The organism is Streptomyces sp. NBC_01237 (genome assembly GCF_035917275.1).
Lineage (GTDB): Bacteria > Actinomycetota > Actinomycetes > Streptomycetales > Streptomycetaceae > Streptomyces.
This window is the reverse complement of the sequence record NZ_CP108508.1, coordinates 7,387,965-7,400,395: the sequence shown is the minus strand read 5'-3', so window position 1 is coordinate 7,400,395 and position 12,431 is coordinate 7,387,965. Positions and strand designations below refer to the sequence as shown.

At 70.8% G+C, this 12,431-nt stretch carries 9 protein-coding genes; 3 read left to right on the top strand and 6 right to left on the bottom strand.

Annotation, left to right across the window (positions count from 1 at the left end):
* Positions 1–13: 13 nt before the first annotated feature.
* Positions 14–1,180 carry an acyl-CoA dehydrogenase family protein gene (locus OG251_RS32845; protein WP_326680503.1) on the bottom strand — a complete coding sequence of 389 codons (1,167 nt, stop codon included), beginning with the start codon at positions 1,178–1,180 and terminating at the stop codon, positions 14–16.
* A 267-nt stretch (positions 1,181–1,447) separates the two neighbouring features.
* Entirely contained in the window at positions 1,448–2,449 is a 1,002-nt protein-coding gene (locus tag OG251_RS32840) for a ScbA/BarX family gamma-butyrolactone biosynthesis protein (protein WP_326680502.1), read from the bottom strand.
* A gap of 250 nt (positions 2,450–2,699) precedes the next feature.
* On the opposite strand from OG251_RS32840, the gene OG251_RS32835 reads away from it, so the two are divergent.
* The gene (locus OG251_RS32835) at positions 2,700–3,317 is read left to right on the top strand and encodes a ScbR family autoregulator-binding transcription factor (protein WP_326680501.1); all 618 of its coding nucleotides are present in this window, start codon (positions 2,700–2,702) and stop codon (positions 3,315–3,317) included.
* Positions 3,318–3,449: 132 nt separating this feature from the next.
* Here OG251_RS32835 and hydA read toward each other — a convergent pair whose 3' ends face one another.
* Positions 3,450–4,841, bottom strand: coding sequence for a dihydropyrimidinase (gene hydA / locus OG251_RS32830; protein WP_326680500.1), 1,392 nt, complete (start codon positions 4,839–4,841; stop codon positions 3,450–3,452).
* Between the two features lie 491 nt (positions 4,842–5,332).
* Here hydA and OG251_RS32825 point away from each other — a divergent pair, with 491 nt between their 5' ends.
* Complete coding sequence (locus OG251_RS32825) at positions 5,333–7,222, top strand: alkaline phosphatase family protein (RefSeq protein WP_326680499.1); 1,890 nt, start codon at positions 5,333–5,335, stop codon at positions 7,220–7,222.
* 124 nt (positions 7,223–7,346) lie between these two features.
* On the opposite strand, the gene OG251_RS32820 is transcribed toward OG251_RS32825, so the two are convergent.
* Positions 7,347–8,630, bottom strand: a complete 1,284-nt coding sequence (locus OG251_RS32820) for an aspartate aminotransferase family protein (RefSeq protein ID WP_326680498.1) — start codon at positions 8,628–8,630, stop codon at positions 7,347–7,349.
* A complete protein-coding gene (locus tag OG251_RS32815; RefSeq protein WP_326680497.1) occupies positions 8,627–9,469 on the bottom strand; it encodes a nitrilase-related carbon-nitrogen hydrolase in 843 nt (280 codons plus the stop codon). Before OG251_RS32815 ends, OG251_RS32820 begins: the two co-directional genes overlap by 4 nt.
* 329 nt (positions 9,470–9,798) lie before the next feature.
* Here OG251_RS32815 and OG251_RS32810 point away from each other — a divergent pair, with 329 nt between their 5' ends.
* Positions 9,799–10,857 carry an aldo/keto reductase gene (locus OG251_RS32810; RefSeq protein ID WP_326680496.1) on the top strand — a complete coding sequence of 353 codons (1,059 nt, stop codon included), beginning with the start codon at positions 9,799–9,801 and terminating at the stop codon, positions 10,855–10,857.
* Between the two features lie 49 nt (positions 10,858–10,906).
* Here the strand turns inward: OG251_RS32810 and OG251_RS32805 are convergent, their stop codons facing one another.
* Positions 10,907–12,349 (bottom strand): hypothetical protein, encoded by a 1,443-nt coding sequence (locus OG251_RS32805; protein ID WP_326681494.1) that lies wholly within the window; start codon positions 12,347–12,349, stop codon positions 10,907–10,909.
* Positions 12,350–12,431: the final 82 nt, after the last annotated feature.

Genomic DNA, 12,431 nt, shown 5'->3' with positions numbered 1-12,431 from the left:
AGGATTCCCATCGTCAGACCCCCGCCGGTACCGGGAGCGATCCCGCGAAGGCGGCCGCGGCGGGCTCCAGACGCAACGCCCCGTGCGAGGCAATGGTGAGTACGTCGCGCCAGTGCCGGTGGAAGTCGCTCTGCGTGTCGCGCAGATGGGACCCGTCCGCGCGCAGGAGCAGATCCATCGCGGTGGCGAGCCGGTCGGCACCGACGGCCGCGTCCCGCTGGTTGCGGGCGACCGCGTGCGGTGAGACCTCCTCCGTGTCCGCCCTGCGCACGGCCTCCGTCAGCAGCAGCCCGACGGCGTCGACGTCGGCGGAGGCGCGGGCCAGCCGCTCAGCGGCGGCCGGACGGATCAACGGCCCCACCCCGCCCGGGGAATGCAGTCGCACGGCTCGCTCGGTCCAGGTGGCGACAGCACGGCGGGCGGAGCCGAGCGCCGGTGCGCAGAACAGCGGGCCGCCGACCAGATGCGCCGGCACCCTGTGACAGCGCGCGCCGCCCCGCGGGCCGCCGCCGAGCAGGGCGGTGAGCGGAACGGTCCGGCTGTCGGGCACCAGGGTCTCGGCGAGGACAACGGTGTTGCTGGCGGTTCCGCGCAGACCGGTCCCGTGCCAGGTGTCGAGGACGGTCACGGCGGAACGCGGGACCACGCACACCCGGAACCGGCTCGTGGGCGGCACCGCCGTGCGATGCGGGGCCTCATCGGCCTCGGCGGCGCTCAGCAGCAGCCAGTCCGCGTGATCCGCTCCGCTCGCCATCCTCCACTGCCCCTCGATCAACCACCCGTCGGCAGTGGGCCGGACCGTGCCTGAGGGGGGCATGATGGCTGCCGCGATCCGCACGTCGGGCGATTCCCCCCACAACTCCTGCTGCGCTTCCTCGGGCAGCCGGCCGGCGAATCGGGCGTGCGCCGCCCAGAGCATGGCGCACCAGGCGGCGGACGCACAGCTCTCGGCCAGCTGGGCCGTGGCGAGGAACGCGTCGGTGAACGTTCCCTCCCGACCGCCCCAGCGGCGTGGTACGAAGTGGCGGGCGAACCCGGCGTCGTCCAGGGCCGCCATGGTCCGCTCGTTCAGCCGTCGCTCGCTGTCGGCTTCGCGGGCACCACGCGCGGCGACGGTGGCGGCGTGCAGCAGTACTTCCTGACGGAAGCCGGTTTCGGCCTCATGTGTTGTTTTCGGCATGGATGCGTCTCCTTGTGCCAAGCAGGTGGCACGGCCGGCCCCGAAATCGCAAGCAGATGGCCATGCACCAGCAAAAAAGAGGTTCCAGGGCAGGCCGACTCATTGAATAGATTCGTTCTTGCCGGTATTTGTGGGACAACGGCCTGTACCGCCGGGATCCCGGGATGACCACACATGCCAAGGAAGGGGGAACATGGAGCGAACTGCGGGTCGGCGTCGCACCTCGGTCCCGTCCCCCGTCCGGCTAGGCCCTGCCGTCCGCTGTGCTCAGACGTCGCGGGGGCCGGGCACGCCGGGTTTCGTTCCCCCGGTGCCCCGCCCCACCGGGGCCCAGAGCATCTCGGATGTCATGACGACGGAGTCCTGCTGGACCGCGTCGATGTTGAGCCGTCGCGATCCGGTCCGGTCCTCGGTACCCGAGTCGGCACGGACGACCAGACGCGTCGGCACGTCGAGTTCGGCCCAGGCGAGACACTCCGAGGCCAGTGAGACCAGAGCATGTGCCCCGCGCGGCGGATCCGGGGTGTCGGCCCCGTGAACCAGCAGGTGCCCCAGCTGCCGAAACCCTTCGAACATCACCATCAGCGGCAGATGGTCGGCCGGGTGGTCGAAGAGGATGGCATGGTCGAGGTCGGCCCGCAGCCTCCACTCCCCGCTCCGGTCGTCCCGTTGCAGCACGCTGTCCTTGTCCCGCAGCCGGCCCACCATCCCCCCGGGAACGCGGCCGGGGCCGGCGGCCGGGCCGTGGGCGGGCGCACGGCCCCGGCCGGGCTGACCACGCAGTCGGCGGTAGTAGGTCTCGTCCACCGCGACACCGCTCAGGTGCCCCTGCCCGCAGACCGCGCCCCCGACCATGAGGACGACCTCGATCCGCATCCCCTGACGCCGGGGCGAGTCGTTGCCGACCCGGATCCAGCGGGTCTCCAGAGTCACGGGCAGCGGCTCGGAGCCGACGCGCACGGCGTCCGGGTCGGCGATGGCCAGAGCCATGTCACGACCCACGAATCGGTGCCCCAGCGGGACCCGGTAGTGCTGGTGGGAGAGGTAGACCAGCGTTTGGCGGATGGTCTCCGCGAACAGCAACGGGTCGGTTCTGCCCTCCCCGTCGGGGTGATAGAGCGCATGGTCGCGCGGCCACTGGGCCGCGACCAGGAAGTGGTCCTCCCCGAGGACCACGGAGTCCGTCAGAAACACTTCCGCCACGGCCGCACGGTGTACGAGATACCGCGGAATCGTCTGCTGAAAGGTGAGTTCGGGTGTGCCGCTCACACGGCACCCCTCACGGTGCCGCGCAGAGCCCAGAGCTGTTCCATAGCAACCCCCCGGTTTGAGGAACGGTCCTGACCCAGGCCCGTTCGCTCGTAAATCTACTTTCCAGAAGGTTTCTTTCGAGTCTCCGCCAACATCTATGCGGCGCACGTCACACTAGCGAGTCTGGATCAATCATATGAAAGCATCCTCTAGTTCCTCCCTGGGGCTCCCCATCACGCCGCGGACGGAGCTCAAGCAGGAGCGGGCCATGCGCACGCGGGCGCGCATTCTGGGGGCCGCGGCACAGCTCTTCGCCGACAAGGGGTTCCCCGGCGTCACGATTCTGGATGTGGCGCAATTGTCGGACATCACCAAGGGTGCGGTGTACTTCCACTTCGCGAACAAGGAGGCCTTGGCGATAGCGGTGGCCGACGAGTTCTACCGCCACCTCGACGGGATCGCGCACGCCATCGACGAGACGGACCTCACGCCGGTCGCCTCCGTCGCCAGACTCCTGGTCGATACGGCCAACGCGCTCCGCGACGACGTGGTCATGCAGGCCGGGGCCCGGCTGCAGATCGAGCGGGCCCTGATCGACCGCGACCTGCCCGTCCCCTTCGAGGCGTACATCAGCGTGATCACCTCGTGGCTCGAAATGGGAGCACAGGACGGCACGTTGACCAGCACCACGACGGACCCGCCGACGCTCGCCACGGTGCTGGTCTCCGCCTTCTTCGGCGCGCAGCACATCTCCTGGGTCCTCAACAACCGGTCCGACATCACCCCGCGTACCCTGGCGATCATCCGGACCGTGATCCCGTGCGCGGAGGACTCGTTGTCGTTCTGCTCCTTCCCGCCCGACCGGAGCAGCGCGCAGGAGGGGTGAGAGGCGCGCGGGGGGCCGAACGGCGCCGCACGCGGGCGGCGGCGCCGGTGACGTACACGCACCTGCCGCTCAGGCCGGGCCGGAGAGCGGCGGGTTGGGTTTCGGGGAGGGCGAAGTTGCTTACGGACCAGGTCAGTTCGCCTCCCGGAAGATGCCGCGCGGCACATAGGTCCCGTGGCCCGCGTGCCCCACGTAGTCGCGGTTGTCGACCACCGGAACACCGCGGGAGAGCACCGTCTCCACCCGCCCCGTCACGCGCTTGCCCTCATAGGCCGAGTAGTCGACGTTCATGTGATGCGTCCGGGCCGAGATGACCTGCTCGGCGTGCGGGTCGTAGATGACGATGTCGGCGTCGGCTCCCGGTGCGATCGTGCCCTTCTTCGGATACAGGCCGAACATCCGGGCCGGCGCGGCGCAGGCGATCTCGATCCAGCGCCGACGGCCGATGTGCCCGTCGACAACGGCCTGGTGCAGCAGGTCCATGCGGTTCTCGACACCCGGCATACCGTTCGGGATCTTCGAGAAGTCTCCCCGGCCCATCTCCTTCTGGCCCTTGAAGCAGAACGGGCAGTGGTCCGTGGAGACCACCTGCAGATCATTCGTCCGCAGTCCACGCCACAGGGCCGCCTGGTGCTCCTTCGGGCGCAGCGGTGTGGAGCAGACGTACTTGGCGCCTTCGAATTCGGGCTCCGCCAGGTTGTCGGTCGACAGGAAGAGGTACTGCGGACAGGTCTCACCGAATACGGGAAGGCCCTCGTCCCGGGCCCGTGCCAGCTCGGCCAGCGCTTCCCGCGCCGAGACGTGCACCACGTAGAGGGGAGAGCCCGCCACCTGGCTCAGCTTGATCATCCGATGCGTGGCCTCCGCCTCCAGGAGTGCCTTGCGGACTTCACCGTGGTACCGAGGGTCCCGCTCGCCGCGTGCCAGCGCCTGTTCGACCAGTACGTCGATGGCGAGGCCGTTCTCCGCGTGCGTCATCACCAGAGCGCCGTTCGAGCCCGCGCGCTGCATGGCCCGGAGGATCTGGCCGTCGTCGGAGAGGAACACCCCCGGATACGCGGTGAAGAGCTTGAACGAGGTGACCCCGGCCGAGACGAGCGTGTCCATCTCCTTCAGCGAGGACTCGTTCACATCGGACATGATCATGTGGAACCCGTAGTCGATCGCGCACTTTCCATCGGCTTTCTCATGCCATGCGTCGAGCCCCGCACGGAGGGACCCGCCCTTGGACTGGATCGCGAAATCGATGATGGTCGTCGTGCCGCCCCAGGCCGCGGCCCGCGTGCCGGTCTCGAAGGTGTCGGAGGCGAACGTGCCACCGAACGGCATCTCCATGTGCGTGTGCGCGTCGACCCCGCCCGGGATCACGTACTTGCCCGCGGCGTCGATGACATGGTCGGCCGTCCACCCGTGACTGCCGGGGGTGGCGAGGGCCACGACGCGGCCACCGTCGACGAGCACGTCGACGTGCAGTTCGTCGGAGGCAGTGATGACCAGGCCACCGGTGATCAGAGTGCGTGCCATAGCGTCTGCTCCATTCGCGTCGGATCCGGGGTTTCACTCATGAGCCGCTTCGGTACGTCCGGTGCGCCCGGCGGCGGAATGGGTCTACGCACGTAGACACGTGTGTGATGAAGAACGTAGAAGTGGGTTGCCCACTGTGGCAATACCGCTGCCGTCAACCGATGAAGACGTTTCCGTTTCCCGCCCGGGACACCCCACCGGCCCAATGCCCGACCCGGCCCGGCACGGCACCCGGCGGCGGGCCGTCGCGGCGGCGCTCCCGTATACGTCGGCACATCGGGCACATGGCCCGGGCAGCCGTGGTGGCCTCGACTGCCGTCATGGTCACGGAAATTGATAACGAAATGATGAAGGGTCTGGTCCAAATGTTGGGTACGGTTCATCGGCTGGCCCCGCAACGGGCGTGAGGCGATCACCCCGGGCGGCGAACGTCTGACACGTCGCCGGACGCCCCGAAGTCCGGTGCCTTCCGACCGATCCCGGAGGATCACGTGCGCATATCGCGCTCCGCACGTACCGCACTGGCCGCTGCCACCGTCGCGGCCGTCGCCCTGCCCCTGGTCACCACAGCCGCCCACGCCGAGGGGTACGGGGCCGCGCCCGCCGCCGCCCCGTACGCCGGTCTGCCGTCCGGTACGAAGCAGGCGAAGACCCTCGTCATCGGTGTCGACGGCGCCTCGATCGACACCTTCGCCCGCGCAGCGGTACCCAACCTCGACAAGCTGATGTCGGGCGGGCTGACGGCACGCAGCAACCTCTTCGCCAACCCCATGGCCCCGACCGTCTCCGGCGCGGGCTGGTCCTCGATCGCCACGGGTGTCTGGCCCGACAAGCACAACGTGAAGGACAACAACTTCACCGCGCCCAACTACGGGCAGTACCCCGACTACGCGACCCGTCTGGAGAACGCCGACCCGGCGACGTCCACGCTGGTCGTCGGCACCTGGAACCCGATCCCCGAGATCGTCTTCGGTGCCAGGACCGACCTGCGCCTCGCGGGCGGCAATGACGCGGGCACCACCGCCAAGGCCGAGGACTACCTCGCGCACGGCAATCCCGACTCCACCTTCGTCCACCTCGACGAGGTCGACGGCGCCGGTCACAGCTCGGGGACATCGAGCGACGCGTACCTCAAGGCCCTCGGCGTCGCCGATGCCCAGATCGGCCGGCTGCTGAACGCCGTCACCTCCCGGCCGACGTACGCCAAGGAGGACTGGCTGGTCGTCGTCACCGCCGACCACGGTCACACCCCGACCGGCGGTCACGGCGGCAACTCCCCCGGTGAGCGCGGGACTTTCGTCATCGCCCGGGGCAAGGGCATCCAGCCCGGTTCGGTGCGTCACGACGTCAAGATCACCGACATCGCTCCCACCGTCCTGCGTCACGAGGGCGTCGCGACGGACCCCGCCTGGAACCTGGACGGCACCGCGCTCACCGCGCTGAAGCCGGACGCCTTCGACGCGCTGCGCGGTTCGCTGCGCGCCCCGGTCGACGAGACGAGGCTCCCGGCCGGCACCAGGGGCTGGACGAACACCGCGCCCGAGGGCTGGAGCATCGACAATTCGCGGATGCCGGCCGGCGGCGTCACCGAGTGGCGCGGCTGGTCCTTCGCGACGGACGAGTTCTGGACGAACGCCGAACTCGGACAGGGCCGCGAGACGAACGTCCGGGCCCGCGACGTCTTCGCGGTCGCCGACTCCGACGAGTGGGACGACAAGGCGCACGACGCCGGCCAGTTCGACTCGACCCTGGTCGGTCCCGCGTACCGGCTGAACGGTGCGGCGACGGCGAACGTCTCGTACGCCACGAACTACCGTATCGACGGACCGCAGACCGGCGATGTGTACGTCTCCTACGACGGCGGCGCCCCGCAGCTCGTGAAGTCCTACCGGGCGAACGCCAACACCGTCGAGCGCCTGAAGCTCGACGTCCCGGCCGGTGCGAGCACCGCGCGGCTGAGCTTCCGCTACACCGGCACGAACAGCGCGTTCTGGACCGTCGACCAGGTCGCCTTCGGTCAGCCCAACCCGCCGTCCCAGCTGGCGGTCTCGCGTCTGACGGCGGACACCAAGCTGCTCGGCAGGCCGGGTTCCGCCGCCCCCTGGACGGTCGTCGCCAAGGGTGCGGTCAAGACCGCCGACGGCAGGCCGGTGCGCGGGGCGAAGGTCACGGCGGAGCTGGTCTCCGGCGACAAGGTACGGAAGCTGACCGGCAGCACGGGCAAGGACGGCTCGTTCCGCTTCCGGACCACCGTGGGCCGGGGCCAGGCCGGGGCCACGCTGACGGTCACGAATGTGCGCTCCGGCAAGCTCGCCTACTACGGCGAGCTGGACCCGGTCCGCTCCCTGGACCTCACCCGCCCCACCGGTCACCGGGGCTGAGCCGCGCGCCGGGGCTGAGCCGCGCGCCGGGGACGGCGACGGACGGCCGGTCCACGGCTCACCGGAAGGGGCCGGGCCCCGGGGGGAACAGCGCCCCGGGGCCCGGACTCCGTTCCGGTTACGGTCAGACCGCCGCGTGCAGGGCGTCCGCCAGGATCGCGGCGCCCTCCTCCGCCTCGGCGACCGTCAGCGACAGCGGCGGCGCGATCCTCAGCACGCTGGTGCTGTGGCCGCCGCCCTTCCCGAGGAGCAGTCCGCCTTCGCGGGCCGCCTCCAGGACGGCCGCCGCGGCCTCCGGGTGCGCCTCGTCCGTGCCGGGCTTCACCAGTTCGATGCCGATCATGAGTCCCCGGCCGCGCACTTCCCGTACGCACGACGAACGCGCGCCGATCGCCCGGAGGCGTTCGATGAGCAGTCCGCCGACCCGGCGCGCGTTGCCCTGGAGGTCGTGTTCCAGGAGGTACGAGAGGTTGGCGAGCCCGGCGGCCATGGTGACCGGGGAGCCGCCGAACGTCGAAATGGAGTTGGAGTCCAGGCAGTTCATGACCTCGGCGCGGGCCACGACCCCGCCGATGGACATGCCGTTGCCGATTCCCTTGGCGAAGGTGAGGATGTCCGGCGGCCCGTGCTCGCCGTGCGCCTGCCAGCCCCAGAAGTGGTCGCCGGTACGCCCCCACCCGGTCTGCACCTCGTCGGAGATCCACAGGATGCCGTGCCGGTCGAGGACTTCACGGAACGCCGCGAACAGCCCGTCGGGCGGTGAGGTGAAGCCGCCGACGCCCTGGATGGGTTCGGCGATCAGCGCGGCGGCCTCCCGGGTGTGCCCGAGCAGGTCCTCCAGATCGGCGACGCACGCCTTGATGAACCGCGCGTCGCTCAGTTCGGCGTACGGACCGCGGCTGCGGACGCCACCGTGGACGTACAGGGTCTGCAGCGGTGACAGACTCGTGGGCGACCAGGCGTGGTTGCCCGTGATGGAGACCGCCGAGAACGACCGTCCGTGGTAGCTGTTGCGCATCGCGAGGACCTGGTTGGACCGGCGGTACGCGGTGGCGAGCAGCAGCGCGGTGTCGTTGGCCTCGGTGCCCGACGTGGTGAAGAAGACCCGGGCGTCGGGGATGCCGGAGAGCGTGGCGACACGCTCGGCGAGCTCCACCATCGGCCGGTTGAGATAGAGCGTCGAGGAGTGGATCATGCGCGCGGCCTGCTCGGCCACCGCCTTGGTGACCTCGGGCAGGGCATGGGCGGTCATGGTGGTGAGGATGCCGCCGAAGAAGTCGAGATACCGGTTGCCGTCGGCGTCCCGGACATGACGGCCCTCGCCATGGGTGAGCTCCAGGGGCCGCCGGTAGTAGAGCGCCAGCCAGTCCGGACTGACCGCCAGATGCCGCTCGTGCAGTCCGGTCACGGCTCCACCAGCCCGTCGTACGCGTCCGGCCTGCGGTCCCGGTAGAACGCCCACTGCTGACGGACCTCCTCGATCAGGTCGAAGTCGAGGTCCCTGACCAGGAGTTCCTCCTCCTTGTCGCTGGCGACCTCACCGACGAACCGACCGCGCGGGTCGACGAAGTAACTCGTGCCGTAGAAGTCGTTGTCGCCGTACTCCTCCTGGCCGACCCGGTTGATCGCGGCGATGAAGTACTCGTTGGCGACGGCGGACGCGGGCTGTTCCAGCTGCCAGAGATAGCTGGAGAGACCGCGCGAGGTGGCCGACGGGTTGTAGACCAACTGAGCTCCGTTGAGACCCAGTTGTCGCCACCCCTCGGGGAAGTGCCGGTCGTAGCAGATATAGACGCCGACCTTGCCCACGGCGGTGTCGAAGACGGGCCACCCGGCGTTTCCGGGCTTGAAGTAGTACTTCTCCCAGAAGCCCTTGACCTGCGGGATGTGGTGCTTGCGGTACTTGCCGAGGTACGAGCCGTCGGCGTCGATCACCGCCGCGGTGTTGTAGTAGAAGCCGCTCTGCTCGACCTCGAAGACCGGCACGACGATCACCATGCCGGTCTCGCGGGCCAGGTCACGCATCCGCTGGACGGTCGGCCCGTCGGGCACCGCCTCGGCCCAGCGGTAGTGCTCGGGCTCCTGCACCTGGCAGAAGTAGGGGGCGTTGAACACCTCCTGGAACCCGATGATCCGCGCCCCCTGCCGGGCGGCCTCGCGCGCATGCTCCTCATGCTTGGCGATCATGGATTCGGTGTCGCCGGTCCAGGTCGCCTGGACAAGTGCGGCGCGTACGACGTGGGACATGAGCTGCTCCTTCGACGCGGCGTCCGAGAGCCTCTACGCGTTTCTACGCACGTAGACATCTGCGTTGGAGGAGAACGTAAGCCCCGCCACACGGCGGGGCAAGACCATCGCCGTGAACCGGCGGAGTCGATCATGTTTCGCACCCGAGCGGTCCACACCGTTCCGGCCGGCAGTCGATCGCGGTCGAAACAGGTGCCCGGCACGGCATGCGCGCCCGGTCCGATCCGGCGGAAAGCCCCGGGGAGCGCCCGACGCACGGAGGTGATTTGCGCTGGAGTGCGCTCCAGCTCATAGCCTCCGGGACACCACCCGACCGAAGGGGATCATTCGTGCGTTACACACTGTTCGGCAGAACCGGTCTGCGAGTCAGCGAACTGGCACTGGGTGCCATGACGCTGGGCAGCCATGAGTCGGGGCCGGACGCCGTCCGGGACACCAGCGGGCGGATCGTCGACGCGTATGTCGAGGCGGGCGGCAACTTCCTCGACACGGCCGACATCTACGCGGCGGGCACCTCGGAGACGGTCCTCGGGGAGGTGCTCGGCGACCGCCGCGACTCCCTCGTCCTCGCCAGCAAGTACACCTGCGCGACCGCCCGCGGCGACGTCAACTCCGCGGGAAATCACCGCAAGAACCTCGTGCGGTCGGTGGAACAGAGCCTCGGCCGGCTGCGCACCGACCGGCTCGACGTGCTGTGGGTGCACGCACGGGACAACTTCACCCCGGTCGAGGAGGTCATGCGGGCCCTCGACGATCTCGTACGCACCGGGAAGGTGCTCTACGTCGGGGTCTCGGACTGGCCCGCCTGGGAGATCGCCCAGGCCAGTACGCTCGCCGAGCTGCGCGGGTGGACGGCCTTCGCCGGTTCGCAACTGCGCTACAGCCTGCTGGAGCGTACGCCGGAACGCGAACTGCTCCCCCAGGCACGCGCCTTCGACCAGGCCGTCTTCGCCTGGAGCCCGCTGGCCCGCGGCCGGCTCACCGGCACCCACTCCGTCGACGGCACGGCTCCGGCGGCGGGCGACGGCCGCGACGGCACGGAACGCCGCGCGTACGAAACGGTCCGCGCGGTCGTGGAGATCGCCGAGCGGGGCGGCTGGACCCCGGCCCAGGTCGCACTGGCCTGGCTGCGCGGGCGTCCCGGCAACATCGTCCCGATCATCGGCGCCTCCACCGAGGCCCAGCTGACCGACAACCTGGCCTGTCTGGACGTCGAGCTGGACGCCGACGCGGTCGAGCGCCTGGACACGGTGAGCGCGGTGCCGCTGGGCTTCCCGCACGACTTCCTGCGCGAACCGGGAATCAGGGAGACGGTGTACGGAGACCGTTGGGCGGACATCGAGGACCGGCGCTCCACCTACCGGCGTACGACCGGCGACGTCCGGTAGCGGCGCGGGGCGCACCTCCGGCGCGCACGCGGCCCCGCCGGCCGACGCCCTACGTCCCCGCCACACCCGCCACCCGCAGTGCGTGCACCAGGTCCCATTCGCTCTCCGCGGACACCTGACGGGCGGCGGCCAGGAGGCGGGGGACGAGGTGGGCCCGGCCGCCCCCGGCGACCCCGGCCGCGTCCTGCGGGGTTCGTACGCGCACGAAGGCGCCCAGCAGTGCCCGCGCCTCGGACGCCCGGCCCGCGCGGTCCAGGGCGACCACGGCGTCGGCGATGTCGGCGGCGGGGCGCGCCACCCCCAGGCGCAGCAACTGCCCGCAGTCCTCGGTGCGGCCCGCCGCGGCCAGCGCGCCCACCGCACCGGCGAGTCCTTCGGGCGGCAGCAGCGACACCTCCCACAGCAGGGTCGCCCAGTCGGCCGCCAGCCCCGCGCGGTGCAGAGCGAGGGCCAGTACCGGCAGATGTCCGGCGGGCCACGCCGCCGCCTCGCAGAGCACGACGTGCGCCTCGCCACTGCGGCCCCCGGCGCGCAGCCGGAGCAGCTGCGCGACGGCGGTGGACGCGACGCGGAGGGCGGCGGGGTCCGGTGGCGTCTCCGGCACCGGGGCGGCGGCAGGGGCGGGGCCGTTCCCGTCCCGCACGCCGCCGAAACGGGCACCGCGCGGCACCGCGGCACCGGCCGAGGGAACGGGCGGCACGGGGACGGGCGAGGGGGCGTACCCGGTCTCCTCGTCGTCCACCTCAAGACCGGCGAACCGGGCCCCTCGGGGTTTCTTGCGCCGGGGCGCGGGCGCCGGGGCAGGTGCCGACACGGGCTCCGGAGCGGCCTGACGCGCGGCGTCCTCGCCCGCAGCGGTGGGCCCGGTGGCCGGAGTGGCTGAAGGGGCGACGGAAGGCGCGGGACCGGTGGGTGCGGGGAGGTGTTCCGCGCCGGGCCCGGGCCGGGGGCCCGGCACCCGCGCGGCGTCCTCGCCCGCGTCGCCCTCCTCCCGGAACCACCCTTCCGGCACCGCGAGGGCCGCCATCCGCTCGCGCAGGTCCGTGCAGCGGGCCGAGGCGCGTTCGTGGTCGTCCCGGGCCCAGGCGAGCGCGTCCGTGTCCGGTGCGTGCGGGCCGCCCGCCCCTGCCGCACTCAGCCGCTCGGCCGCCCGGCTCTGTTCCCGGAGCATCAACTCCAGCCGGTGGACGAGCGCTTGGCGCCCGCCGGGCGCTCGGTCGTGGGCGGCGGCCGATGCGGAGTACAGCGCGGCGGCCCGTACCGATTCACGCTCCGCGAACGCGGTGCCATGTGACACGGCGAGGTCCGACAGCAGGGACTCCACCACGTCCCAGGGCGGGATCTCGACACCGTCGAGGCAGGCTCTCATGCCGACGGGATCGCGGCGGGTGAAGACGCCGAACCACCCGCCTGCGGGGTCCAGCCGGGCCGCGAGGTCCCGGAGGTACTGTGCGAACGCCCCTACTTCCACCGCGTGTTCATGCACCGTGATCGTCGCCCTCGCCGACTGTCGACTGGAGCCTTCCAGTCCGGAGGCATTCGACCGCAGGTGTGTTACGGGCGGGTCACGCGCG